The organism is Phenylobacterium sp., assembly GCF_035475775.1.
GTDB lineage: Bacteria > Pseudomonadota > Alphaproteobacteria > Caulobacterales > Caulobacteraceae > Phenylobacterium.
In genome coordinates this window covers 1-24,627 of sequence record NZ_DATIMC010000043.1, presented here as the reverse complement: position 1 = coordinate 24,627, position 24,627 = coordinate 1, and the positions used below count along the sequence as shown (strand labels likewise).

The 24,627-nt window shown below is 70.5% G+C and carries 25 protein-coding genes and 1 other RNA gene; 7 read left to right on the top strand and 19 right to left on the bottom strand.

Features of this window, described 5'->3' with window-relative positions; all coding sequences use genetic code 11:
* Both VLI41_RS05215 and cysD read right to left on the bottom strand, forming a co-directional pair.
* Positions 1-731, bottom strand: a 731-nt coding sequence (locus VLI41_RS05215; RefSeq protein WP_325266999.1) for a GTP-binding protein, incomplete at its 3' end; no start/stop codon positions are given.
* 146 nt (positions 732-877) lie between these two features.
* On the bottom strand, positions 878-1,831 hold the full coding sequence (cysD, locus tag VLI41_RS05210; RefSeq protein WP_325266998.1) for a sulfate adenylyltransferase subunit CysD: 954 nt from the start codon (positions 1,829-1,831) through the stop codon (positions 878-880).
* Positions 1,832-2,094: 263 nt separating this feature from the next.
* On the opposite strand from cysD, the gene VLI41_RS05205 reads away from it, so the two are divergent.
* Positions 2,095-3,399 (top strand): MFS transporter, encoded by a 1,305-nt coding sequence (locus tag VLI41_RS05205; protein ID WP_325266997.1) that lies wholly within the window; start codon positions 2,095-2,097, stop codon positions 3,397-3,399.
* A gap of 20 nt (positions 3,400-3,419) precedes the next feature.
* Here the strand turns inward: VLI41_RS05205 and VLI41_RS05200 are convergent, their stop codons facing one another.
* Positions 3,420-4,160, bottom strand: coding sequence for a peptidase (locus VLI41_RS05200; RefSeq protein WP_325266996.1), 741 nt, complete (start codon positions 4,158-4,160; stop codon positions 3,420-3,422).
* 157 nt (positions 4,161-4,317) lie between these two features.
* On the opposite strand from VLI41_RS05200, the gene VLI41_RS05195 reads away from it, so the two are divergent.
* From VLI41_RS05195 to VLI41_RS05185, 3 genes are all read left to right on the top strand, one after another.
* Positions 4,318-5,817 carry an AlkA N-terminal domain-containing protein gene (locus tag VLI41_RS05195; protein ID WP_325266995.1) on the top strand — a complete coding sequence of 500 codons (1,500 nt, stop codon included), beginning with the start codon at positions 4,318-4,320 and terminating at the stop codon, positions 5,815-5,817.
* Positions 5,798-6,337: a methylated-DNA--[protein]-cysteine S-methyltransferase gene (locus VLI41_RS05190; protein ID WP_325266994.1), complete on the top strand. Its 540-nt coding sequence runs from the start codon at positions 5,798-5,800 to the stop codon at positions 6,335-6,337. The genes VLI41_RS05195 and VLI41_RS05190 overlap by 20 nt, the downstream gene beginning before the upstream one ends.
* 110 nt (positions 6,338-6,447) lie before the next feature.
* Complete coding sequence (locus VLI41_RS05185; protein WP_325266993.1) at positions 6,448-6,570, top strand: hypothetical protein; 123 nt, start codon at positions 6,448-6,450, stop codon at positions 6,568-6,570.
* 10 nt (positions 6,571-6,580) lie between these two features.
* Here the strand turns inward: VLI41_RS05185 and VLI41_RS05180 are convergent, their stop codons facing one another.
* Positions 6,581-7,060 (bottom strand): helix-turn-helix transcriptional regulator, encoded by a 480-nt coding sequence (locus VLI41_RS05180; RefSeq protein ID WP_325266992.1) that lies wholly within the window; start codon positions 7,058-7,060, stop codon positions 6,581-6,583.
* Between the two features lie 259 nt (positions 7,061-7,319).
* On the opposite strand from VLI41_RS05180, the gene VLI41_RS05175 reads away from it, so the two are divergent.
* Positions 7,320-7,553 (top strand): hypothetical protein, encoded by a 234-nt coding sequence (locus tag VLI41_RS05175; protein WP_325266991.1) that lies wholly within the window; start codon positions 7,320-7,322, stop codon positions 7,551-7,553.
* A gap of 14 nt (positions 7,554-7,567) precedes the next feature.
* Here the strand turns inward: VLI41_RS05175 and VLI41_RS05170 are convergent, their stop codons facing one another.
* The 13 genes from VLI41_RS05170 to VLI41_RS05110 all read right to left on the bottom strand — a co-directional run bounded on the left by VLI41_RS05170 (position 7,568) and on the right by VLI41_RS05110 (position 21,050).
* Positions 7,568-7,921, bottom strand: a complete 354-nt coding sequence (locus VLI41_RS05170; protein WP_325266990.1) for a DUF4282 domain-containing protein — start codon at positions 7,919-7,921, stop codon at positions 7,568-7,570.
* Between the two features lie 109 nt (positions 7,922-8,030).
* Positions 8,031-10,094, bottom strand: coding sequence for a flagellar biosynthesis protein FlhA (flhA, locus tag VLI41_RS05165; RefSeq protein ID WP_325267001.1), 2,064 nt, complete (start codon positions 10,092-10,094; stop codon positions 8,031-8,033).
* A 192-nt stretch (positions 10,095-10,286) separates the two neighbouring features.
* Positions 10,287-11,654 (bottom strand): sigma-54 dependent transcriptional regulator, encoded by a 1,368-nt coding sequence (locus VLI41_RS05160; RefSeq protein ID WP_325266989.1) that lies wholly within the window; start codon positions 11,652-11,654, stop codon positions 10,287-10,289.
* A gap of 32 nt (positions 11,655-11,686) precedes the next feature.
* On the bottom strand, positions 11,687-12,046 hold the full coding sequence (gene fliN / locus VLI41_RS05155) for a flagellar motor switch protein FliN (RefSeq protein WP_414692526.1): 360 nt from the start codon (positions 12,044-12,046) through the stop codon (positions 11,687-11,689).
* 5 nt (positions 12,047-12,051) lie between these two features.
* Positions 12,052-12,711: a flagellar assembly protein FliH gene (locus VLI41_RS05150; RefSeq protein ID WP_325266988.1), complete on the bottom strand. Its 660-nt coding sequence runs from the start codon at positions 12,709-12,711 to the stop codon at positions 12,052-12,054.
* Positions 12,711-13,733: a flagellar motor switch protein FliG gene (fliG, locus tag VLI41_RS05145; RefSeq protein ID WP_325266987.1), complete on the bottom strand. Its 1,023-nt coding sequence runs from the start codon at positions 13,731-13,733 to the stop codon at positions 12,711-12,713. Before fliG ends, VLI41_RS05150 begins: the two co-directional genes overlap by 1 nt.
* Position 13,734: 1 nt before the next feature.
* On the bottom strand, positions 13,735-15,369 hold the full coding sequence (gene fliF, locus VLI41_RS05140) for a flagellar basal-body MS-ring/collar protein FliF (RefSeq protein ID WP_325266986.1): 1,635 nt from the start codon (positions 15,367-15,369) through the stop codon (positions 13,735-13,737).
* Between the two features lie 108 nt (positions 15,370-15,477).
* A complete protein-coding gene (locus VLI41_RS05135; RefSeq protein ID WP_325266985.1) occupies positions 15,478-17,643 on the bottom strand; it encodes a serine hydrolase domain-containing protein in 2,166 nt (721 codons plus the stop codon).
* Positions 17,644-17,709: 66 nt separating this feature from the next.
* Positions 17,710-18,483: a C13 family peptidase gene (locus VLI41_RS05130; RefSeq protein ID WP_325266984.1), complete on the bottom strand. Its 774-nt coding sequence runs from the start codon at positions 18,481-18,483 to the stop codon at positions 17,710-17,712.
* On the bottom strand, positions 18,484-18,957 hold the full coding sequence (locus VLI41_RS05125) for a PaaI family thioesterase (RefSeq protein WP_325266983.1): 474 nt from the start codon (positions 18,955-18,957) through the stop codon (positions 18,484-18,486).
* A complete protein-coding gene (locus VLI41_RS05120; protein ID WP_414692527.1) occupies positions 18,957-19,424 on the bottom strand; it encodes an SspB family protein in 468 nt (155 codons plus the stop codon). Before VLI41_RS05120 ends, VLI41_RS05125 begins: the two co-directional genes overlap by 1 nt.
* A 146-nt stretch (positions 19,425-19,570) precedes the next feature.
* Positions 19,571-19,951: a transfer-messenger RNA gene (ssrA, locus tag VLI41_RS05115) on the bottom strand.
* A complete protein-coding gene (locus VLI41_RS05110; protein WP_325266981.1) occupies positions 19,929-21,050 on the bottom strand; it encodes a glycosyltransferase family 87 protein in 1,122 nt (373 codons plus the stop codon). Before VLI41_RS05110 ends, ssrA begins: the two co-directional genes overlap by 23 nt.
* 163 nt (positions 21,051-21,213) lie before the next feature.
* Between VLI41_RS05110 and VLI41_RS05105 the strand changes: the two genes are divergently transcribed.
* Complete coding sequence (locus VLI41_RS05105; RefSeq protein ID WP_325266980.1) at positions 21,214-21,798, top strand: inner membrane-spanning protein YciB; 585 nt, start codon at positions 21,214-21,216, stop codon at positions 21,796-21,798.
* A 6-nt stretch (positions 21,799-21,804) separates the two neighbouring features.
* Here VLI41_RS05105 and VLI41_RS05100 read toward each other — a convergent pair whose 3' ends face one another.
* Both VLI41_RS05100 and ilvN read right to left on the bottom strand, forming a co-directional pair.
* The gene (locus VLI41_RS05100; protein ID WP_325266979.1) at positions 21,805-22,722 is read right to left on the bottom strand and encodes a hypothetical protein; all 918 of its coding nucleotides are present in this window, start codon (positions 22,720-22,722) and stop codon (positions 21,805-21,807) included.
* A gap of 32 nt (positions 22,723-22,754) precedes the next feature.
* Positions 22,755-23,303 carry an acetolactate synthase small subunit gene (gene ilvN / locus VLI41_RS05095; protein WP_325266978.1) on the bottom strand — a complete coding sequence of 183 codons (549 nt, stop codon included), beginning with the start codon at positions 23,301-23,303 and terminating at the stop codon, positions 22,755-22,757.
* A 403-nt stretch (positions 23,304-23,706) separates the two neighbouring features.
* Between ilvN and VLI41_RS05090 the strand changes: the two genes are divergently transcribed.
* On the top strand, positions 23,707-24,627 hold a 921-nt coding region (locus VLI41_RS05090; RefSeq protein WP_325266977.1), incomplete at its 3' end, for a hypothetical protein.

Sequence of the window (24,627 nt, the reverse complement as noted above, 5' to 3'; positions counted from 1 at the left end):
ATGCGGAACGGCCTTCCCCGCAGGTCATCCTCGACCGGCGCCGCCTCCAGCCAGCCCATCAGGCTCGGGCCCGCGTACCAGGGGGTCTTCGCGCTGGGCTCGGTGACGTTGTCGCCCCGCAGCGCCGACATCGGGATGGCGGAAAAGCTGGTGATGCCGATCTGGGCGGCGAAGGCGCGGTAGTCTGCGACGATCTCGTCGAAGCGGCCTTGGCTCCAGCCGACCAGGTCCATCTTGTTGACGGCCAGCACCATGTGGCGGATGCCCAGCAGGCTGACCAAGTAGCTGTGCCGCCGCGTCTGGGTCAGCACCCCCTTGCGCGCATCGATCAGGATCACCGCGGCGTCGGCGGTCGAGGCGCCGGTGACCATGTTGCGGGTGTACTGCTCGTGGCCCGGCGTGTCGGCGACGATGAACTTGCGCTTGTCGGTGGAGAAGAAGCGGTAGGCGACGTCGATGGTGATGCCTTGCTCGCGCTCGGCGGCCAGGCCGTCGACCAGCAGAGCGAAGTCGATGTCGCCGCCCTGCGTGCCGATGCGCTTGGAGTCGGCTTCGAGGGCCGCCAGCTGGTCCTCGAAGATCATCTTGGAATCGTAGAGCAGCCGGCCGATCAGCGTCGACTTGCCGTCGTCGACCGAGCCGCAGGTGAGGAACCGCAGCAGGCTCTTGACCTCGTGCGCCCTGAGGTAGCCCTCGATGTCCTCGGCGATCAGCGCCGACTGGTGGGCCATGTCCTAGTTCCTCCCCCGCAGGGGGACCGCGAAGCGGTGGAGGGGGTTTCCGCCGCGGGGCCGCAATAGCTCGTTCTGAGCCGAAGCCCCCTCAGTCCCTCCGGGACAGCTCCCCCTGAGCGGGAGCAACTGAGCCGAGCGGCCCATCAGAAATACCCCTCCTGCTTCTTCTTCTCCATGGAGGCGGACTGGTCGCGGTCGATGACCCGGCCTTGGCGCTCGGAGGTGGTGGTGAGCAGCATCTCCTGGATGATCTCGGGCAGGGTCGCCGCGGTGCTCTCGATCGCCCCGGTCAGCGGATAGCAGCCGAGCGTACGGAATCGCACAGACTTCAGCATCGGCGTCTCGCCGGGCTTCAGCCGCATGCGTTCGTCGTCGACCATGATCAGGGCGCCGTCGCGCTCGACCACCGGCCGCTCGGCCGCGAAGTAGAGCGGCACGATGGGGACGTTCTCCAGGTAGATGTATTGCCAGATGTCGAGCTCGGTCCAATTCGACAGCGGGAACACGCGGATGCTCTCGCCCGGGTTCTTGCGCGCGTTGTAGAGCCGCCAGAGCTCGGGGCGCTGGTTCTTCGGGTCCCAGCGGTGCTGGGCCGAGCGGAAGGAGAAGATCCGCTCCTTGGCGCGGCTCTTCTCCTCGTCGCGCCGCGCGCCGCCGAACGCCGCGTCGAAGCCGTGCTTGTCGAGCGCCTGCTTCAGGCCCTCGGTCTTCCAGATGTCGGTATGGACCGCCGAGCCGTGGTCGAAGGGGTTGATGCCTTTCGCGATCGCATCCGGGTTCTGATGCACCAGCAGCTCGACGCCGGTCTCCTTGGCCATGCGCTCGCGCATCTCGTACATGGCCTTGAACTTCCAGGTCGTGTCGACGTGGAGCAGGGGGAACGGCGGCTTGGACGGATGGAAGGCCTTGGCCGCCAGGTGCAGCATCACGGCCGAATCCTTGCCGACCGAATAGAGCATCACCGGCCGTTCGCACTCGGCGGCCACCTCGCGCATGATGTGGATGCTCTCGGCCTCCAGGCGCTGCAGGTGGGTGAGCATGGCCGGCGGGGCGGCGCCTTGGTGATCGACGGACTTGGGCGCGACGCGGGCGTCCATGATGAGCGGACCTTACATCGATTGCTGTCTATGCCGGCCGCCGGATGAGCGGCGGGCGGTCGGCCCCGTCTCGTGACTTAGAGAAGCGGCGGCGCGGCTGCAAGCGGCGGACCTTGCAGGAAATCTCTAGGCGGATGGAGCCCAGGCGCCCGCGCCCGGCTTGGCGAGCGGGGCCGGCCCGTGCAAGATGACGCGCACGGAAACGTACGGACCTTGGGGAAGCCGGCGACGGCCGGGTCCGAGGCTGGAAGGGGGAACTGTCGATGACCGCCGCCGCCATGACAGGCGCCAAGACCGGCTCCGGCTACCGCTACGTGGTCGTCTGGATGCTGGTGCTGGTCTATACGCTGAACTTCCTGGACCGGCAGGTCGTGGCGATCCTCGGCAAGTACATTTCCGCCGACCTGCACCTGACCAAGACGCAGTTCGGCCTGATGGGCGGCACGGCCTTCGCGGTCTTCTACACGGTCTGCGGCATCCCGGTCGCCTGGCTCGCCGACCGCTGGAACCGCATCTGGATCATGTCCGGCGCCTGCGCGCTCTGGAGCCTGTTCACCGCCTTGTGCGGCGCGACCGGCAACTTCGTCCAGATCGGGCTCTGCCGGATGGGGGTCGGCATCGGCGAGGCCGGCGGATCGCCGCCGTCCTACTCGCTGATCTCCGACTACTTCGCGCCGAAGGAACGGGCCACCGGTCTCGCGATCTACTCGCTGGGCGTGCCGCTGGGTTCGATGATCGGCGCCTTCGCCGGCGGCCGCATCGCTGAGGCCTATAGCTGGCGCACCGCCTTCTACGCCGTGGGGCTCCCCGGCTTGCTGGTCGCCATTCTCATGCTGATCGTCGTGCGCGAGCCCCGGCGCGGGGGGCTCGACGCCTTTGCGGAGGGGGCGACGGAGCACGCGCCCGCGCCGTCCATGCCCAAGGCGATCGGCCGCTTCTTCACCAATCGCACCCTGCTGCTGACCGCGATCTGCAGCGCGCTGTCGGCCTTCGTGGGCTACGCCGGCCTGATCTGGAACCCGCAGTTCCTCGAGCTGGTCAAGGGGATGAGCGGCAAGGACGTCGCCAACTACTACAGCATCACCCTGGGGATCACCGGGGTCATCGGCACCTTCGGGGCGGGCTGGCTCGCCGACAAGCTGGCGCACCGGGACAGGCGCTGGTTCGCCTGGCTGCCGGCGATCGCGATCGCGCTGTCCGCGCCGTTCTGGATCGGCATGCTCTGGGCGCCCTCCTGGCAGCTCACCATGCTGTTCCTGGCCGGTCCCCTGCTGCTCAACAGCATGTATCTCGCCCCGGTGCTGGCGATCGTGCAGAACGCCGCCGCCCCGGCCGAGCGGACCATGGCCGGCGCGATCCTGCTGTTCGTGCTGAACCTCGTGGGCCTGGGCGTCGGGCCGGTCTACGTCGGCCGGATCGCCGACGCCGTCGAGCCGCAGCGGGGCCACGATGCGCTGGCGGTCGGCTTCGCAGCCCTGATCCCGATCGTCGTGGTGACCGTGATCGCCTACCTCGCGCTGGCCATGTCGATCGCCCGCGACAAGCGCCTCGCGGCCGTCGAGGCCTGAGCTGCCTCGCCGCCGAGAGTTCAGGGCTTCCCGTAGGGCGGTCGCGGGATCGCGGCCTGGGCGGCCTTCAAGGCTTCGGACCAGCGGTCGTTGAGCTCGCGGAAGTAGGCGTCCCTGGCGTCGATCCGATGCACGAGTGCGGCGCGGCTCTGGCCGCATCGCGCGACGACGAGATCGATCGGCAGGCCGACGGCGAGATTGGAGCGCATGGTCGAGGAGAACGAGATCAGGCCGATCTTCACCGCCTCGTCGAGCTCGGTCTCGTAGGTCACCGCGCGATCGAGGATCGGCTTGCCATACTTCGTCTCCCCGATCTGCAGGAACGGAGTGTCCGGCTCGCACTCGATGAAGTTGCCGGCGCTGTAGACGAGGAACAGGCGCGTGGGCTCTGTCTCGACGCTGCCGCCGACCAGCAGCGTCGCCTCGAAATTCACGTCTTCCTGCTTCAGTCCCTCCATCTCCTGGCGCACGCAGCGCACCGCATGGCCGAGCAGGAAGGCGGCCCGGTGGATCGAGCCGACGCTCGCGAGCGATTCGACATCGTTGGTGTCGGGCGCGACGAGGCCGACGCGAGCCCGCTCCAGCGCCTCCTGGGTCGTCGAGAGGCTGCCGGCCGAGGCGACGGCGATCAGCCTTTGCCCATCGTTCCCGCAGACCCGGAGCTTGCGGTAGCTCGAGATGTTGTCGACCCCGGCGTTGGTGCGGGTGTCGGCGAGCATGGCGAGGCCTTCGCGCACCAGGATTCCGACGCAATAGGTCACGACGGGACGGCGCCTCCTTCGAGCCTGCCAATGCCGGGCCGCAGCCATGCGTTCCGTTTCGACAGGAGTCCGAAAACCGCGACTCCGCGGCCCCCGCGGCCCTATATGTGTCCGAAAGCCGCCAGACGCGGCGCCCGGCGCGGAGCACCATCGGGCCATGGACATGGACTTCGACGCCTGCCGCCAGGCCTTCCTGACCCGCGACGCCCGCTTCGACGGCCGCATCTTCTGCGGCGTGAAGTCGACCGGCGTCTATTGCCGGCCGATCTGCCCGGCGCGGCCGCCGAAGGCGGAGAACATGAGCTTCTTCCCGAGCGCCGCGGCGGCCCAGCAGGCGGGCTTCCGCCCGTGCCTGCGCTGCCGCCCGGAGGCCTCGCCCGACCTCGGCGCCTGGCGCGGCACCTCCAACACCGTCTCGCGCGCGCTCGCGCTGATCGAGGCCGGGGCGCTCGACGGCGGCGACGTGGATGCGCTCGCCGCGCGGCTCGGCGTCGGTGAGCGCCAACTGCGCCGCCTGTTCCGCCGGCATCTCGGCGCAGCGCCGATCACCGTCGCCCAGACCCGGCGCGTGCTGCTCGCCAAGCAGCTCATCCAGGAGACCCGCCTGCCGATGGCCGAGGTGGCGCTTGCGTCCGGCTTCGGCAGCGTGCGGCGCTTCAACGAGACCTTCCTCGAGCTGTTCCGCCGCCCGCCGGGCGCGCTGCGGCGTCTGGCGGGAGAAGCGAGCGCCGAGACCGCGGGCGTCACCGTGCGGCTGCCCTACCGCGCGCCCTACGACTGGGAGGCCATGGTCGCCTTCCTTGGGGCCCGCGCGATCCCCGGCGTCGAGGCCGTCTCGGCGCGCCGCTACGCCCGCACGCTGTCGGTGGACGGGGCGACGGGGCTCGTCGTGGTGAGGCCCGGGGCGGGCGAGATCCTGCTGGCCGAGATCCGCATGCCGAAGTTGAAGGCGCTGCCGGCGGTCATCGCCCGCATCCGCCGGGTCTTCGACCTGACCGCCGATCCCGCGCTGATCGGCGCGCACCTCAGCCAGGATCCGGCGCTCGCGCCGCTGGTGGCTGCGCGCCCGGGCCTGCGCGCGCCGGGCGCGTGGGACGGCTTCGAGATGGCGGTGCGCGCGATCCTTGGCCAGCAGATCACCGTCACGGCCGCCCGCGGACTCGCGGCCCGGCTCGTCGAGACCTATGGCGAGCCGGTGGAGGATCCCGCCGCGGCCAAGCTCGGCCTCTCCCGCGCCTTTCCAACGCCCGAGCGGCTGATCGGCCAGGACATCGCCGCGTTGGGCATGCCGAGAGCCCGAGGCGCGGCGCTCGAGGCGCTGGCCCGCACGGTCGCGGCCGATCCGACGATCTTCACGCCCCGGGCGGACCTGGAAAGCGCCGTCGCTGCGCTCTCCGCCTTGCCCGGGGTCGGCGAATGGACCGCCCAGTACATCGCCCTGCGCGAGCTGCGCGAACCCGACGCCTTTCCCCACGCCGACATCGGCCTGCTGCGCGCCATGGCCGGGCCTGACGGAGCCCGGCCGAGCCCCGAGACCCTGCTCCGCCGCAGCCAGGGCTGGCGGCCGTGGCGGGCCTACGCCGCACAGCACCTTTGGGCCGCCGACGCCGCCCAGCCCGAGATCAAGAGGAAGCCCCATGACCGCCGCGCCGCCTGACACGCTGAGCCTCGAACGCCTCCCGACGCCGATCGGCGAGGCCCTTGTGGTGGTCGACGAGCGGGGCGTCCTTCGCGCCTTCAACTGGCGCGACTTCGAAGATTCGATGAGCGCCTGGCTCGCCCGCCGCTATCCCGCCGCGCAGCGGCGCGAGGCCCGCCTCCCGGTCTCGATCCGCGCCGCGCTGGAGGCCTATTTCGCGGGCGATCCGGGAACGCTCGACGGCCTCGCCTGGCGCGGCGCGGGCACGGCCTTCCAGCTGAAGGTGTGGGAGGCCCTGTGCACGATTCCCGTGGGCGAGACGCTGAGCTATGCGGGGCTGGCGGCGCGCATCGGCCGGCCCAGCGCCATGCGCGCCGTGGGCCTCGCCAACGGCGCCAATCCGATCAGCGTCGTCGTCCCCTGCCACCGGGTGATCGGGGCGGACGGCTCGCTCACCGGCTACGGCGGCGGGCTGGCTCGCAAGCAGTGGCTGCTCACGCATGAAGGCGCGAGCTTCAAGGTCAAGCTCGCGGCCTGACGCCAGGGCCGCGCTATCGCGTCGCCGGCGAAACGAAACCGCCGCCAGATCGCCCCAAGGCGCTGATAGTTCGCAGGCTCTCGCCGTGAGCGTAAGGGCGCGTATGCAGGATGGGACTGACCTCCGCCGGGGCTGTCGCCGACTTCGTGACCATCCATCCGCTGTTCAGCCTGGCGCCCGTGGCCGCGCTCTGCGGCCTGGCCTGGTTCGCGCTCCGCCGACGCCGGGGCTGATCCTGCCGCCTCAGGTCTGCAGAGCGGCGACAGGCGTCCAGTCGGCGCGCCGCTCCTCGGCTTCCAGTTCGGCCATGGCGCGCACCAGCTCCAGCACCTTGCGGCGCAGGCCGGCCCGACGGATCTTCGGGAAGGCGCTGGCGAGCTCGATCCCCTCCGGGGTCAACAGGAAGTCCTGGGTGTTGGAGCCCAGGAAACCTTGGGCGGCGCCTGCCGTCTCGTCCTCCAGGCCCTCATAGAAGAAGCCCACCGTCGTCTTCAGGGCGCGCGCGATCTCGTACAGCTTGGAGGCCGAGACGCGGTTGGTCCCGCGCTCGTACTTCTGCACCTGCTGGAAGGTCAGCCCGAGCGCCTCGGCGAGCTTCTCCTGGCTGACGCCCAACGCCTTGCGGCGCATGCGGATGTGCAGGCCCACGTGGCGGTCGACGGGGTGCGGCCCCGCGGCGCCCGCACCGGTTTCGGCAAGGTCCTTCTCGGCGGTCCCGGTCATATGACGCATGGCTCCCAGCATTTGGCTCCGTCCGCCGCGCCCGTCCCAGCGGGTCCCGCGCGCATCGGCGAACGATGATTGCTCAGCCATACCTAAGCCGCCGTGCGATTGAAGGCGTGGGCTACTCAATTTGGGGTTTAGACGGGCCGGTGCGGCGGTCCGACGCACGCGCGCCGCGGAATTATCAAAAGCAACTGGCTGCGCCATGGGAACCGGATCGTCCGGGTCGGGTTTCGCGAACAGCGTAAAGGAGTCTCCGATGCTCGCTCTCGTCCACGCCGCCCAGTACCTCCGCTACGCCCGCGAGGCGGCGGCGGCGTGGCGCGCGCCGGCCGGCGAGAGTTGCGCCGCCGAGGCCGGCGAGGCCTTGGACATGGTCCGCACCTGGATCCGGCTGAGCGAGGCGGCGCTCGATCAGGCCAGCCTGGACGACGCGGCGCCGCTTGTGCAGGCCCGACGGCGGGGTTCGACCGCTCTTTCGGCGAGCGCCTGACGCGGCCGATCCGTTCAGCGTCGGCTCCGCCCCGCGCCGTCGCCGTCGACGTCCTGGCGCAGGACGCTGAGGTCCTCGCTGATCTTGAAGATGGCCACGTAGAATTCGCAGAACGAGCGCCACAGCAGGATCAGCACGGCGGTGACCAGCAGCCCCGCGACCAGCACCGGAACAGCCAGCAGGATGCCCCATGGAAACGGATCGCGGATGGCGACGCCCACGGCGGCGCCGAGGCTCCCGAAGGCGACGAGCAGGATCACGCCGAGCCCCGACCAATAGACCAGGTGGATGACCGCATTGGTCATCAGGCGCTCGAAGGTGAGCAGGTCCCAGAGAAGGGCCCAACCCGAACCTTCAGGTCGCGTCATGGCTCTGCGCATCCGAATCCCAAGGTTTGCGGGCCCTTAGGCCCTGGCCGCACCGCTACCAGCCGCCGGGCCGCCCCGCAACGCCGCAAAGGTCGGGCTGCCGGAAGCATCAGATGACCCCCACGGTCTTGAGCCGCGCTCTAGGATGCACTTCGTTTTGGCTCATGACCGGGGTCTGACCGCGGAACCGCTCGATGATCGAGCGCACGTACGGACGGATGGCGGGGCTGGTCAGCAGCACCGGTGTTTCGCCCGTCACCGCCGCGCGCTCGAAGCTCTCGCGCACGCCGCGGATGAACTCCTGGAGGCGCGAGGGCGCAAGCGCCAGCTGCCTGTCCTCGCCATCTCCGATCAGGGCCTCGGCGAAGGCGGCCTCCCACTCCGGGCTGAGGGTGATGATCGGCAGCGCGCCGTCATCGCCGCGATGGACGAAGCACAGCTGCCGCGAAAGCCGGGCGCGGACCTGCTCGACGAGAGTCTGGATCGAGTGCGTGTGGGGCGCGGCCTCGCCGACGCCTTCCAGGATGGCCGGCAGATCGCGGATCGAGACGCGCTCCCGGAGCAGGGCCTGCAGCACGCGCTGCATGGTCGTCACGCTGACCACGCTGGGAATCAGGTCTTCGACCAGCTTCTTCTGCTCTTGCGGCAGCTCCTTCAGCAGCTTCTGCACCTCGGCGTAGGAGAGCAGGTCCGGCATGTTCTCCTTGAGGATCTCGGTCAGGTGCGTCGTCAGCACCGTGGCGGGATCGACGATGGTATAGCCGCGGAAGGTCGCCTCCTCGCGCAGGCTCTCATCGATCCAGGTGGCGGGCAGTCCGAACGCGGGCTCGCGGACATGCTCGCCGGGCAGCTCCACCTGGCCGCCGCGCGGATCCATGGTCATCAGGTGGCCGAGCCGGACCTCGCCGGCGCCGGCCTCCATCTCCTTGATCCGGATGCAGTAGCCCTGCGAAGGCAGGCGCATGTTGTCGAGGATGCGCACCGAGGGCATGACGAAGCCGAAGTCGGCGGCGAGCGTGCGGCGCAGCGCCTTGATCTGGTCGGTCAGCCGACGGCCCTCCAGGTCGTTGATCAGGCCGAGCAGGCCGTAGCCCAGCTCGATCTTGATCTCGTCGATGGCCAGGGTCTGGGCGATCGGCTCGTCCTGCACCTCCGGGGACGCCAGGATCTCCACCGCCGGCTCCTCGGCCTTGTGCGACCGGCGCCAGGCCAGCGTGCCCGCCGCCATGGAGATCACCCCGAACGGCAGGATCGGCATGCCCGGCACGAAGGCGATCACGCCCGCCGCCGCCGAGACTACGCCCAGGCTCACCGGGTTCATGGCCAGCTGCGCGACCAGGGCCTTGTCGGCCGCGCCTTCCACGCCCGACTTGGAGACCAGCAGGCCCGCGGCGATGGAGATGACCAGCGCCGGGATCTGCGAGACCAGCCCGTCGCCGATGGTCATGACCGTATAGGTGGAGAAGGCCTGGGCGATCGGCACCTTGTGCTGCACCACCCCGATCAGGATGCCGCCGATCACATTGATGGCGACGATCACCAGGCCCGCGACGGCGTCGCCGCGCACGAACTTGGAGGCGCCGTCCATCGCCCCGAAGAAGGTCGATTCCAGCTCCAGGTCCTTGCGCCGACGCTTGGCCTCGTCCTGGTCGATCAGCCCCGACGAGAGATCGGCGTCGATGGCCATCTGCTTGCCGGGCATGGAGTCCAGGGTGAAGCGCGCGGCCACCTCGGCGATGCGGCCGGAGCCTTTGGTGATCACCACGAAGTTCACCACCACCAGGATGGCGAAGACGATGATGCCGATCACGAAATTGCCGCTCATCATCAGGGCGCCGAAGGCCGCGATGATGTGGCCCGCGCCGTGCACCCCCTCGTGCCCATGGCCGAGGATCAGCCGGGTGGAGGCGATGTTGAGGCCCAGCCGGTAGAGCGTCGTGAACAGCAGCACCGAGGGGAAGGCGGTGAATTCCAACGGCCGCTTGATCAGGAGCGAGGTCATCAGGATGAGGACGGCGCTGGTGATGGAGATCGCCAGCAGCACGTCCAGAACGAAGGCCGGGATCGGCAGGATCAGCAGGACGACGATGCCGACCACGCCTACGGCGAGCGCGACTTCGCCACGCGCCACCCAGCCCCACATCTCACGCGGAGTGGGGCGTTCGGCGAGCATCGCCGTCAGGTCGGCCATTCTACCTCCCCCGCAGCCGCGCTCACCCTTCTCCCGTTGCGGGAGAAGGTGTCCGCGAAGCCGACGGATGAGGGGGCGATGAGCCTATCGGCTGCGAGCTTGCCGTCGCGCCGAACGGATACGGCGGCGCCTGCGTGACCCCTCATCCGACCCGCTTCGCGGGCCAGGCGAGCGTCAGGCCGCATTCGCGGCCCCCTGCGGCGGCGGGACGGCGACGCCGATCTCGGCGTATTCCTTCAGCTTGTTCCGAAGGGTGCGGATCGAGATGCCGAGGATGTTGGCCGCGTGCGTGCGGTTGCCGAGGCAGTGGCTGAGGGTGTCCAGGATCAGCTGCTGCTCCATCTCCGCGACTGTCTGGCCGACGAAGCCCCGGGTCGCCGTCTCCGCCGCGATCGAGGCGGCCTGGGCGGTCCGGGCGTAGGCGTCGCCGGAGGCCAGCGGCTGACCGTCGGGCAGGCGGATGGCGGCCTCGTCGATCTCCGGTCCGCTGGAAAGCAGCACCGCGCGATGCATGGCGTTCTCCAGCTCGCGGACGTTGCCGGGCCAGCGGTGGGCGGTGAGCCGCCGCTTGGCCTCGGGCGACAGCGGCCGTTCGGGCACGCCGTTGGCGGCGGCGTACTTCCTGATGAAGAACTCGGCCATGGGGGCCACGTCGCCCGGCCGCTCGCGCAAGGGCGGCAGCCGCAGGTTCACGACGTTCAGCCGATAGAGCAGGTCTTCCCGGAACGACCCCTCCCGCGCGGCCTGGGCGAGGTCGCGGTTGGAGGTGGCGAGGATGCGGATGTCCACCTTCACCGGCCTGGTCCCGCCGACGCGGTCGATTTCGCGCTCCTGCAGCGCGCGCAGCAGCTTGGCCTGCAGGCGGCCGTCCATCTCGGAGATCTCGTCCAGCAGCAGCGTGCCGCCGTTCGCCTCCTCGAACTTGCCGATCCGGCGCGCGACCGCGCCGGTGAACGCGCCCCGCTCGTGGCCGAACAGCTCGCTTTCCAGGAGGTTCTCCGGGATCGCGGCGCAGTTGACCGAGATGAACGGCCTGGCCGCGCGCCGCGACTTCTGGTGCACGTAGCGGGCGACAACTTCCTTGCCGACGCCGCTCTCGCCGGTGATCAGGATCGAGGCGTCGGAGCCCGCGACCTGGTCGGCCAGCGCGATCACCGCCTGCATGGCGGGGTCGCGCACCACCATCGGGCGGTTGTCGTCGGAGACCGCGGCCAGCACCGCGGCGATCAGCTCGGCCTCGGGCGGCAGCGGGATGAACTCCTTGGCCCCGGCGCGGATCGCGTCCGCCGCCCGCTTGGGATCGGCGCCCACCCCGCAGGCCACCACCGGCACGCGGATCCGCTCGGCCTCGTTGGCGGCGATCAGGGCGGCGATGTCGAGCTGGTAGTCGACCATCAGCAGGTCGGCGCCCTGGCCCGCCCGCAGCGCATGGGTGGCGGCGTGGATGGTCTCCACGTGGCTCACCTTGGCGCCCGCCGCCATGGCCATCTTCACGGCCGAGGAGAGCTGTCCGTTCAGTTGTCCGACGACCAGAAGCCGCATCGGAGGTCTCCCTTGATTTCGCCTGACGCGCCTCAGGCCGCCGCGTCGCCGTCCTTGATGATTTCCGTCATGGTCACGCCCAGCCGCTCGTCGACGATGACGACCTCGCCGCGGGCGACCAGGCGGTTGTTCACATAGATGTCGATGGCCTCGCCGACCTTGCGGTCGAGCTCGAGGACGGAGCCTTGCGAGAGCTGCAGAAGCTGGGCGACCGACAGGCTCGCGCGCCCCAGCACCGCCGAGATGCTGACCGGCACGTCGAACACCGGCGCGAGGTCGCCCGCGGTCTTGTCCTCCGCAAGGGAGTCGGGCAGCGCGCCTTCCCCGGGCGCGAACTCGTCGAGCTGCATCTCGCTCTCGGGGGCTTGGGCTTCGGTCTCGCTCTCGGACATGGGATTCAGCTTTCCGGCTCGGATTGAGCGCCAGGGATCAGGGGTTCGGCGTGCAGGCCCTCGGCGGCCAGCGCCGCCTCCAGGGCCTCGGCCACGCGGAGGGCGGCGGCTTGCGGGTCGAACGCCGCCTGGCCGTCGCCGAAGTCGAGCGTGAAGGCGTGCGCGCCGAGACCCGCCTCGGCCCGCACCTGGATCACCCCGGCGTAGCTGGCGGTGAGCGGGCTTTCCTCGAGGAGGCTCTGGAGCCCGTCCGCCAGTTCCGGCTCGACCGAGACCGTCAGCCGAGGCGCCGCCTCGATCTCCTGCGCCAGGGCGGCGAGCGCGGCCTGCAGCGGCGCCTCGGGGAAGCGCTCCAGGGCCGCGCCGGCGATGGCCTTGGCGCAGGCGAGCGCCAGCTCGGCGGCTCCCAGCCGATGGTTGTGGGCGACTTCCGCGAGCTTCGGCAGGGCGAGCGTGCAGGCGGCGGCGATCTCCGCCAGGGCCTGCTGCTGCCGCGCGGCGACCGAGCCGAGCGCGGTCGTCTCGCCCTCGGCGTAGGCGCGGCGGCGGATGTCCTCGGTCTCCTCGGCCGTATAGCTGCGCTTGGTCCGCGGCGGCGAATAGGCGACCTCGCCGGCCGCGTCGAACACGGTGTCGAAGCTGAATTTGCGGGGCGCCTCTGACATCAGTAGACGAGCTCGTCGTCGCCGCCGGCGCCGGCCAGCATGATCTCGCCCTTGTTGGCGAGGTCCTTGGCCACCTGCACCATGGCCATCTGCGCCTGGTCGACGTCGCGCAGGCGCACCGGGCCCATGCTCTCCATGTCCTCGCGCATGATCTTCGAGGCGCGCTCGGACATGTTGGAGAAGAACATCTCCCGCAGGCTGTCGGAGGCGCCCTTCAGCGCCAGCGCCAGCTGGTCCTTCTCGATCGCCCGCAGCAGCGTCTGGATGCCGCCCGGATCGAGCTTGGAGAGGTCCTCGAAGACGAACATCAGCGCCCGGATGCGCTCGGCCGCCTCGCGGTTGCGCTCTTCCAGGGCGGTGATGAAGCGGGCTTCGGTCTGGCGGTCGAAGGCGTTGAAGATCTCCGCCATCATCTCATGGCTGTCGCGCTTGGAGGTGCGCGCCAGGTTGGACATGAACTCCGTCCGCAGCGTCTGCTCGATCTTGTCGAGGATCTCCCGCTGCACCGGCTCCATGCGCAGCATCCGCATGACGCATTCGAGCGCGAAGTCCTCGGGCAGCGCCGCCAGCACGCGGGCGGCGTGCTCGGACTTGATCTTCGAGAGCACCACCGCGACGGTCTGCGGATATTCGTTCTTCAGGTAGTTGGCGAGCACGGCCTCGTTCACGTTGCCGAGCTTGTCCCACATGGTGCGACCCGCCGGGCCGCGGATCTCCTCCATGAGGGTGTTGACCTTGTCCTCCGGCATCATCGCCGCGAGCAGCTTCTGGGTCTGCTCGAAGGAGCCCATGATCGCGCCGGCTCCCGACATGCCGGAGACGAACTCGACCATCAGGTCCTCGACCGCCTGGGCCGAGACCGTGCCCAGGCTCGCCATCGCCTGCGACACCTCCTTGATCTCCTCCTCGTCGAGTTGCCCCCAGACCTGGGCGTGCTCCTCGCCAAGCGCGAGCAGGATCACGGCGGCCTTCTCGGGGCCGCTCAACCGTCCAGGATCGGCGATGGCTTTGGCCTTGGCCATTTCACGAGGTCTCGTGCAGCCAGTTGCGCAGGATGGAGACCGATTCCTCCGGGTGCTTCTCGACGAACTCCGAGACGCGCTTGACCGAGGAGGCCTTCACCTGGCCCTCGATGCGGGCGATGTCGATCTTCTGCTCGAGCTCGCCGGGGCCGGGCAGGGCGAGATGGCCGCCCGAGCCGTCGGCGGCGATCTGCATCGCCTGGCCGGACGCCGTGGTCTGCAGCTGGGTGACGCCGGCCCCTCCCAGCATCTGCATCGGCACCCCTCCGGCCGCGCCCTTGAGCAGCGGGCGGACGATGAACAGCATCATCAGGATCGCGACCACCGCCAGGACGGCGAGCTCGGCGACGCGCATGAGATCGTTCTTGTCGAACCCCATCAGCGGGTTGGCGGCGCTCACCCCCTCGGAGCTGGCGTCGCTCGGGAAGCGCACGTTGACGACCGTCACCTGGTCGCCGCGCTGGGCGTTGTAGCCCACCGCCGTGCGGACCAGCTGCTCGATCTGCTGCATCTCCTGGGCCGAGCGGGGCGTGTAGGGGCCCGGCTTGCCGTCCTTGCCCGACGCTGTGACGCCGTCCACGGCCACCGCGACGGAGAGGCGCTTCACCTGGCCGGGCTCCTGCACCTCGGTGCGGGTGGTCTCCGAAATCTCGTAGTTGGTGGTCGATTCATTGCGGCCGCTGTTCGAGGCGTTGGTGCTCGTGGCCGTCCCGGCGCCGGGACCGGGGATATTCGCCGCAGCGGAGACGGCGCCGTTGGAATCCGGCTGGCTCTCGCTCGACTTCTCGTCGGTGGTCGATTCCGAACGGACCACCTGACCGTCCGGATCGAAGGTCTTCTGCTGGGTCGTGACCTGGTTCAGGTCGAGGTCGGCGGTGACGTTGACCCGCGCCTTGCCGGCGCCCACGACGCCTTCCACGAGGCTCTTCACCTGCTTGGAGATGCGCTGCTCCACCTCGGTCTTGCGGCCGTCCGCCTCGGCCGCCAGGCCGGTCTCGCCGCCGGAGAGGGTCTTGGCGTGCTGGTCGACCACCACGACCCGGTCGGGTTTGAGGTTCGGCACCGCGGCGGCCACCAGGTTCTGGATCGCCCGGACGTTGTCGGCCGTGGGCTCGCGGCCGCCGACGCCGATGGTGACCGCGGCCGAGGGCTGCTCGGCCTCCTCCTCGAACAGCTGGCGCTTGGGCAGCACCAGGTGCACGCGCGCCGAAGTGATTCCATCGAGGCTGCGGATGGTGCGGGCGAGCTCGCCCTCCAGGGCGCGCTGGCGGTTCAGCTGCTGGATGAAGTCGGTCTGGCCGAGCGCGCTGCCCTGGTCGAAGATCTCATAGCCGACCGAGCCGGAGGTCGGCAGGCCCTTGCCCGAGAGCATCAGACGCGTGGAGGCCACCTTGTCCCGCGGCACCAGGATGGTCGAGCCGTCGCCCTTGGCTTCGTACTTGATGCCCGCCTGGTCGAGGGCCTGGGTGATCGAGCCCGCCTCCTTCAGGTCCAGGTTGGAATAGAGCAGGGCCTTGGGCTGGCCCAGGTTCATGGTCATGGCCACAAGCACCGCGGCCACGCCGGCGCCGATCCCCAGGATGGCAGCCAGCCGTCCGAAGCCGAATCTCTGAAGCGCCGCCAGAAGCTGGTTCAAGCCGGGCTTTCCCTCTCCGAAGGCGAGGGGGCGCCCCTGAAAACCTGCCCCCTGCTAGGCAGGATTTACCCAGTGCTTGGTAAACGGGGGTTTAAGTCCGCGCTCGGATCAGCCGCTCCACGGGCTGAGCGCGCCGTGCAGCCCGAGGATTACGGAGAATACGAGGTAGATCGCGACCGTCACCGTGAAGAACGCTTTGCGCAGGTAGGTCCAGGACTCGACGCGCCGGCCCCCGCTCCAGATCGCGGGCAGGGCGATAAGGGTCGGGACGGTGAGGGCCGCGGCGACCAATGCGCAGGCGGAAGCCAGGATCAGCAGCACGCCCGGCCAGTTGTACATCACCCAGGCGAGGTCGGAGAGCGCCTTGCCGATCCACAGGCCGAACAGCAGGAACGCCGCGAGCCACAGGCCGGCCTGGATGTTCTGCACCAGGCTGGCGCGCGCCTGGATGGCGCTTTCGCGCACCTCGCGCCGGTTGCGGATCGCCAGGCCCAGGACGGTGACCAGAGCTGCGGCGGCGGTGAGCGCCGCCCACAGCAGCAGCCCGCGGGGCGACCGCCAGGCCGAAACGCGCTGGTAGAGCACGGAGCCGGAGCTCGGCAGCAGGGCTGTCGCCTGGCCATTCTGCATCTCGAAGGCGATGCGGCTGTCGTCCTGCGAACCGATGAACCGCCCCGAGCCGACGGCGCCGTCGGGAACCCAGGCGCTGGCGCCGTCGGGCCCGGCGAGCAGCAGCCGCCCGTCGCCGGTGACGCCGACCTGCAGGCCGGCGCGGGCGCCGGTGACGAAGCCCTCGAGGCCGGAATAGGCCCGCCGCGTGCCGAGGTAATAGCCGGTGAAGGCCCGGGCCTGCTGGATCAGCGCCGGCGAGCCCGGCCGGGGCGGGGCCGGAGGCGGGGCGTAGAACTGCCGGATCAGCGCCGGCGCGAAGCTTCCGGCCAGCCCTTCGCCGCCCTCGGTGTTGGTCGAGATGAAGACGCCGAGCTCGAGGTCGGGCGCGACCACCATGTTCGAGAAGAACGACAGCGTGCCGCCGTCGTGGCCGTAGCCCTTGTAGCCGCCGGGCAGGACGTAGACGACGAAGCCGTGCGCCCAGCCGTTGATCCGGGGCGGCGTCGCGCGCAGCGGCGTGCGGAAGGCGCGCGCCGTGGCCGGCCCATAGATGGCGGCGCCCTCGAGCGAGCCGTCGCCCAGCAGGAGCAGCATGTAGCGGGCCATGTCCGCCGCGGTGGAGGAGGCGGCCCCGGCGGGCGCGACCTGCTCGATGTATTCGTAGCCGCGCCGCTCGAATCCCGACCCCGTCCACCGGTAGGGCGCGGCGAGGTCGCCTGCCAACGCCGCCGGCATCGGGGCGGGAAGCCCGGGCTTCGGCGGATGCGGTTCGCGGAACGTGGTGTGGGCGAGGCGGGCGGGACCGAGGATCTCGTCTTCGATCAGCCGTTCGTAAGGCTTGCCGGCCACACGAGACGCCGCCTCGCCGGCCAGCGCCGCGCCGTAGTTGGAATAGCTGGAGACGACCCCCGGCGGGCGCACCCGCCTGGGCCGCGCCTGGCGCAGATAGACCTCCAGCGGCCGGACGAAGTCGAAACGGTCCTCGAACAGCTGGCCGAGCGCCTTGTCCTCGAACCCCGGCGAATGGTCCATCAGGTTGGCCACGCGGATCGGTTGATTGAATCCCTGGTCCGGGATGCGCAGCTTCTCGGGGAGGTAGAGGTTCACCGGCTGGTCGAGACGCATGCGCCCGGCCTCCACCGCCTTCATCACCGCGATCCAGGTGAAGGTCTTGGAGATCGAGCCGATGCGAAACAGGCTGCGGTCGGGATCGACCGCGCGGCCGCGCTCCAGGTCGGCGTAGCCATAGCCGCGCTTGAACACCAGCTGCCCATCCTGCACGACGCTGACGGTCACGCCGGCGATGTGGTCGCGGGCCATGGCGGCGCGCACGTAGCCGTCCGCGAACGCCGCGAGCTCGGCAGGCGGGATCGGCTGGCCGGCCGACAATCGGGCGCCGGCTTGCGAGGCCGGTGCGGGTCTGGCGGACGATTGCGCGGCGGGCCCGGGATTCGCCGGCCCCGGCTGCGCGCGCGCCGGCGCGGCCGCCATGGCCGATGGCGAGGTGACGGAGGGCTGGGCGGGGGCGGCGTCCTTGGCTGCCGGCGCGGCGCCGGCCAGGGAGGGCTCGTCCTGCGCCCCGGCCCGCGGACCGAGCGCAATCGCCAGGGCGAGCGCCAGAACGGCGGCCTTGCGCGTGTGCTGCTTCACGACCGCCCCCATGCGCCCCGCCTCGGAAGTGATCCGCCGAAGCTTGTAAGCCTCCGGCCTGAGTCCCTCAAACCGCCCTTATCGGCCGCCCGGCGGCGGGGTCGCGAAGGCGAGCAGCGGCAGGATCGGGCGCACGCCGCCGCCGACGAACAGCTGCGGTTCGGACGGCGGCTTCATGCCGGTCTGGCGCTCCTTCTGGGCGACGCAGCCCTGCACCATGCGGCCGAGCGCCGGGAAGTCGTGGGTCTGCGGCATGGAGGCCAGGAAACAGGTGTCGAAATAGGGGTACTTGTCGGATTCCCCACAGCCGAACGAGGTGCGGTCCGGCCGCGCCGCGGTCAGCACCATGCGGTTGGCGCGCGCCAGCGTCGGCACGTAGACGCCCGAGAAGCAGGCGGAGATCACCACGACCGTCGGGCGCGCGCCGCAGGTCCGGTCGAGGATCGCATCCAGCACCCCGGGCGCCAGGATCCGATCGTCGACGATCGCGCCGGAGGGCGCGCCATGCGAGCTCAGGTAGAACAGGCAGCCCGCCTGGGTCTTGGAGGTCAGCTCGGTCAGGTCGGTGTAGATGGTGGTGAGGTCCGTCTTCTCGGGACGGGTGTCCTTGTAGCGCTCGGGGCGAACCGAGAACTGGCGGATGTTGGCTGGCGCGAAGCCCGCCGCCACCAAGGCCCTGGAGACGTCGCGCCGGGCGTTGTCGAAAGCCTCCGACGGGCCGCCGGAATGGGCGTGCCAGTCGCCGGCGATCACCACGGCCGCCCAGTCCTCGAACGGGGAGGCCGCCGCAGGCCCGGCTGCCGCAAGCCACAGCCCCGCCAGCGTCGCGAGCAGGGCTGCGAGCCGGCGCACCTACTTGGCCTTGTAGGTGGTGAAGGGCGTCGGGATGGCGGTGCCCGTGGCCTTGGCCAGGAGGCGGCCTTGGGGGTCGTAGAGCTCGCCCTCGGTGAAGGCGACGCGGCTTCCCCAGCGTACGACCTTGCCGAGACCCCTGATCTTCCCCGGCACGCCCGGGCGGAAGAAGCTGGTCTTCATCTCGGCGGTGGGGGCGACGTGGGTCATGCCCGAGGCCACCATGCAGGCGACGCTCATGCATTCGTCGAGCATGGCGCAGAGGTAGCCGCCCTGGATCTGCTTCATCGGATTGAGCAGCACCTCCGGCCGGGCGTCGAACTCCACCTCGACCGACTTCTCGGCCTGGCTGACGGCGACCATCCTGAAGCCGAGCGTCTGCGAGCCGGTGGGCTGGTTCTTGGTGCGCAGGAAGCGCTGGAGGATGGCCTCGTCGGTGAGGGCCTCGGGTTCGGCGCTCGCGGCGTCGGTCATCATTTTTTCCGGAACTGGTCGAGGGAGACGATCTTGGAGCCGTCCTTCGCCGGCGCGGGGGCGCCTTCAGGGTCCGGCGGCTCTGCGGGCGCGGCGCTCGGCAGGCGCGCCTCGGCCGGCGCGGGCGGCGGCGGCTCGAACTGCAGCAGCCACTGCACCGAGGGATCGTAGAACCGGGTCACCGCCGCGTAGGGCACCGAAAGCCGCTTGGGCTGGCCGCCGAACTGCAGTGTGACGGAGAAGAAGGTCTCGCCAGGCGCGAGGTCCCAGTACTGGTGCTGCAGGACGATGGTCATCTCGTCGGGGTACTTGCCCAGCAGGTCCGGCGGGCCGGAGACGCCGGCCGCGTCGGTCTTGAAGGTGATGTAGAAGTGGTGCGCCCCGGGCAGGCCTTCCGAGGCGGCGCGCTTCAGCGCAGCCTTGACCACGCCGCGAAGGGCCTCCTGGGCCATGGCCTCGTAATGCATCAGGTCCTGGGCCGGCGGGTCCTGCGCCACAGGGGGAATCTCCAACGGAACGCGCGTTTGAAAAGGTAGCGTCTGGGCTGGCGCGCGCAAGGCGGATTGCGGGCATCAGCAAAAGAGGGCGGCCCTTGCGGGCCGCCCTCCGATTAGGTGGAGGGGTTCTGTTGCCAGGCCCCCTCCGAGCCCCGCCTTACGGGGCTAACCGTAAGGGCTTTAGGTCGAAGTCTGGCGCGCGCTTACGCGGCGAGCCGAACCTCAGAAGCGAAGTTATCGTTCGCATCTATCAAATGACCCGAAACGGTGGGTCAGGCCGGGAGAAAGCAACGCCTTTAGACGTCTGTCGATCCTGATCGGCCCCGTGCTTCCAATCCCAAATTGGGCGTCCCGGCGACAACCCGGGGGAAGAGCTTGGTGGAGCCGCCGGGAATCGCACCCGGGTCCAGTCCGCTTATTGCGCGCGCGTTTATCTCCATAGTCGGGCGAGCCCGACGCCGGTGAATATAGGGCTCAGGGGTTAGGAATTGAAGAAGGGGTCTTGAAGCGCAGGCGTCGCAGGGCGGGCAGGGCGAGCGCGGGCAGCAGCGTGAGCAGCCCCACGCCGAATCCTCGGGACTGGCCATAGGCGGCGAGCGCGTACAGCGGCCATCGCCGTTCGTGGGTCCTGGCGAGGTAGATGCCCGTGGCCGGGGCGAACAGCGCCATGTCGTAATTCATTGCGTAAGGGCTGATGAGGAGCGCCCCGCCGATCAGGGCGATCAGACGCTCGGCGATGTCCTCGCGCCGGCGGAAGCTCGACCAGACCCAGAGCGCCGCGGCGGGCGCCAGCGTGAAAGCCCAGGCGCCAGGAAGACCGTGCTGGACCAGAGCTGCATAGGGCGTCACGGCGTTGCGCAGCAGGCTCGGATTGGCGAACACCACCGCCTGGAAACGGGGCAGGGCGCCGATCCAGCTGCGCCAGGGCGCGAGCCCCCAGACCGCGGCCGACGCCAGCATAAGGATGAGGCCGGTCGCGGCGGTCGCGAGGATGGTGCGCCAACGGGCCTCGGCGGCAAGGGCGATGGGCAGCAGCAGGAGCAGCTGCGGCTTGACTCCGGCGGCCGCTCCGAACAGCAGCCCGGCCAGGATCGGCCGCGGCGCCGTCAGGCGAAGTCCGGCCAGGATCAGCGCGCCGAGCAGGAAGCTGACCTGACCGCAGAGCGCGCAAAAGGTCACCCACGGCAGCAGCAGGAACCACCAGGGCGCCCCGGCCTTCAGGCCAGACCAGAGGAAGGCGGCGCCGGTGAGGACGAGCCACAGCCCGAAAGCCGGCCAATAGGGGATCAGCGCCAGGGGCGCGAATACCACGAGCGCGGACGGCGGATAGACGAACGGCCGGGGATGATCGCGGCCGAGCGGCCAGCCCTGCAGCGTCGAGACGTAGTCGAAGTCGTAGAGCCGCGCCGGCGCATGCAGCGCCGCGCGCCCGCCCGCCCAGAGCGGCGCGAAGTCGATCCCCGCCGGCTGCACCGAGAGCACCTCGCGCACGAAACCGAGGCTCATCGCGGCGAGGACCGCCGCCAGCAACCCGAGCGCCAGGCGCTGGACGAGCGTCTGGACGGGGGTCGCGGCGACGGCGGCGGAATCGGACACGCCTCGAAGCTAGCGGAATCCGCGGCGGGAGGCGCATGGCGGCTTGCGAAGCGCCAACGGACAGCGCTTTTGCGCCAACCGCCACCGAGCCTTCGTCAGCGGGCCTGGCCGCCAGGACGCCAATTGCTACCCTTGCACGCATCGGTTTTCATTGGAGTTCCTGATGTCCGGCCTGCTCTCCGCCATGCGTCCCCTCGCCTGGGACTTCCTGGCGACCATCGTGTTCGCAATCCTCACCGCTCTGCACGTGGACGTGCGCACCGCGGCCGCGTTTTCCTGGGGCGCCGGCCTCGCCCAGGTGCTCGCGATGAAACTGATGCGGCGGCCGATCCCGCATCTGCAATGGGCCGGGCTGGGCCTTGCGCTCGTCTTCGGCGCCGCCAGCATGATCACCAGGGACCCGCGCTTCGTGATGGTGAAGCCGACGCTGATCTACGCCGCGGTGGGCGCGGTGATGCTGAAGCGTGGCTGGCTGCTCCGCTACCTGCCGGCGCGCGTGAGCGGCCACGGCGAGGATCTGATGATCGGCTGGGGCTATGCCTGGGCGGCGATGATGTTCGTGAGCGGTCTCGCCAACCTGGTGGTGGCGATGTGGTTCACCCGCTTGTGGCCGGCCTACCTGGCGGTGGCGCCGGCCGCCTCCAAGCTCGGCCTGTTCGCCGTGCAGTACGTGAGCATGCGCCGGGTCATCCGGAGGCGCATCCGGGCCGCGGAAGCTCCGTCGCTCCCGGCCGCGCAGGCCGCCTGAGGCGTTCTACTCGGGCTTCGGCGCGATCTCGGCCCCGGGCGGCTGGGCCCGTCCCTGGAGATCGGCCTTGAGCGAGCCGCCCGAGGCGATCAGCTCCTGGTACGCCGACCGCTCGGCGCTGTAATCGATCTTGCCGCGGAACAGCACGTCGAACCGCGGTTCGTGGCCGAGGCCCGCGCGCAGCACGGGCTCCAGGATGTCGGCGACCTGGCCGATGGCGGCGTCGTCGCAGGCGCGGTGCAGGGCGCGCGACTGGCCGCGGACCACGAGAGTCAGATCGTAGGAGACGCCGTTCACGCAGACGCCCTGCGCGGCGTTGTGTTCCGCGGTTCGGACCAGGCGCGGGGAGCTCCAGGCCGGGTTGTTGCGCAAGGCGAGGAACCGCTCGGCCGAGCCGGGCGGCAGCTCGGCGTCGAAGCCGATCCGGCGCGCGATGTCGGCCTCGCAGCAGGCCAGGCCCGCGCGCACCTGGACGAAGGCCTTGCCGTCACGCCGCACGATCACCCGCACGACGCTCTGGCGCACGCTGGTCGAGGGCCGCACCCAGACCTCGACGATCATCTCGCCCGGGTAGAGCACTTCCCACTGCAGGGGCATCAGGCCCCAGAGCCGGTAGGTCGACGGGTCGATGCCGTTGTTGATCGGCGCGAGCGTCGCGCCGTGCGGAATCCGCCGCCCGCCGAGCGGGTCGGCGGCTTCGGGCCGTTTCAGGCCGGGCTCGTCCCACCAGGACTTCGGGTCCGGCGCGGGGTAGGGCCAGATCTCGGCCTCCGCGGGAGGGAGCCCCGGCGGGGCCGATGCGACCGGCGGCCCGCCGGCTCCCGTGCGCGGCCCGAGCGGGATGCGCAGGAGCTGGGCCTGCGCCGGGCCTGCGCAGGCGAGGGCGATCAGGGCGGTCACGACGATCGGGCGCACGTCATGCAAAGCGGGTCGGCTTCCCGACGGTTCCGACCGCCTCAGAGCGTCTCGACGCCGCGCTGGATGGAGAGCACGCCGGTGCGCGACACCTCCACCAGGCCCAAGGGGCGCATCAGCTCGACGAAGCGGTCGATCTTGGACGACGCGCCGGTCACCTCGAAGACGAAGCTCTCGTGGGTGGTGTCGATCACCTTGGCGCGGAAGATGTCGGAGACGCGCAGCGCCTCGACGCGGTCGGGCCCGGCGCCGCGCACCTTCACCAACGCCAGCTCGCGCTCGAGGCCATTCGGATCGCGCGACACGTCCTGGACGTGGCGCATGGAGACCATCTTCTGCAGCTGCGCCTCGATCTGGGCCAGCACCTGCGGCGTGCCGCGGGTGACGATGGTGATCCGGCTGGTGTGGGCGTTGCGGTCGGTCTCGGCGACCGTCAGGCTCTCGATGTTGTAGCCGCGAGCCGCGAACAGCCCGACGACCCGGTGCAGCACCCCCGGCTCGTTGTCCACCAGGCAGGCGAAGGTGGCGAGGGTCTCCGGCTCCTCGGCATGAGCGAGGTCGTAGACGGAGGCAGGCTGGGCGTCGGTCATGGCCTCCTTATAGCCACGGCGATCATTGCTGACACCAGGTTGTCGGCGGCGGGCGGGTAGCGTCGTCCTCGGATCGAACGAGAGGACTCTGTCCATGGGCCATCAGCGGATTCCCGCCCGCAGCCTCGCCGCAGGCGTTGCGGCGAGGCCACAATCGCGGCCTGCCGACCGGCTCGCGCGAGCCGGCTCTTGCGTGGCGAGCCCGGTTCATGAGACATCGCCGGCCCTTCGCGAAGGAGAGTTCACCGAATGGCGTTGCGCGACGACACACCGAGCCGGGCCCGCACCTGCGGGGCCGCTTGCGCGCGCCGCCTCATCGGGTCCGACGCGCGCGCCAACCGACACGACTGACCGCGCGGCCGCTCCGGAAGAAGGCGCGTCTGCGCCGACCGGAGCCCAATCGATGTTCTTCCCCGTCACGGGCGGGGTCCCCGCCGTGGCGAAGGCGGAGGCCACCTCCCTCCTCAGGCTGCTCGCCGGCGAGTTCGCGCCGCGGGTGGCGGCCTTGTGGCCCGCGCCGCACGCGCCGTTCCTGACCGCGCGCGCCGCGCGCCGGCACCTGGTCTGCCTGGCCCTGGCGTTCGGCCGCGACGCCGCCGCGCCGGCGATCCTGGCGGCGCGGCTGCCGCGTGCGATCCGGCTGGCGGCCGGCTCGACTCCGCCGCTCGGCCTGGCCCGAGCGCTGAGCCGCATGGGCGAGGTCGCCTGGACGGCGGCGGACTACCGCGCCTTCGCCGGCCTGCTGCGCCATCGGCACGCCGCCAAGGCGATCTGGCACGCCGAGGTCCTCGCGCCTGAGCTGGTGCGCGCCCTGGCCGCCCTGCCGGAGCCGATGGCCGGGGCGGTCCACCTCGCTCTCGGGCTCGATGCCCGCGGCGCCGCGGTGCTGCGCGAAGCCTATGGCGTGATCGGCTTTCGCTCCGGCCCCGCCGCGGCGGCGAAGGCGGGCGCCCGCTGGGCGCGCGCGGCCAACGTGCCGGCGCTGTTCGAGGCGGTGCGCGACGAGCTCTATCCGGAACCGCCGCCGCCGCCGCATCCCGGCACGGCGCGGCTCAAGCCGCTGGCCACCAAGGCCGAGCTGCGGCGCGCGGCGAAGCGCTTCCGCAACTGCCTGGCCGAGCACCTGCCCTACGCCTGCTCCGGGTGGTCGGCCTACTACGAGTGGGTCGGCGCGCCCGGCGCTGTCGTCGAGCTCGGCCGCGACCACATCTTCGGCTGGCGGCTCGAGCAGGCGAGGCTCGCGGGCAACCTGCCCGTCCCAGAGCCGCTGCAGGAGGCGATCGCGACCGAGCTGGCGCTGATGGGCGTGCACGTCGGCCGCTCC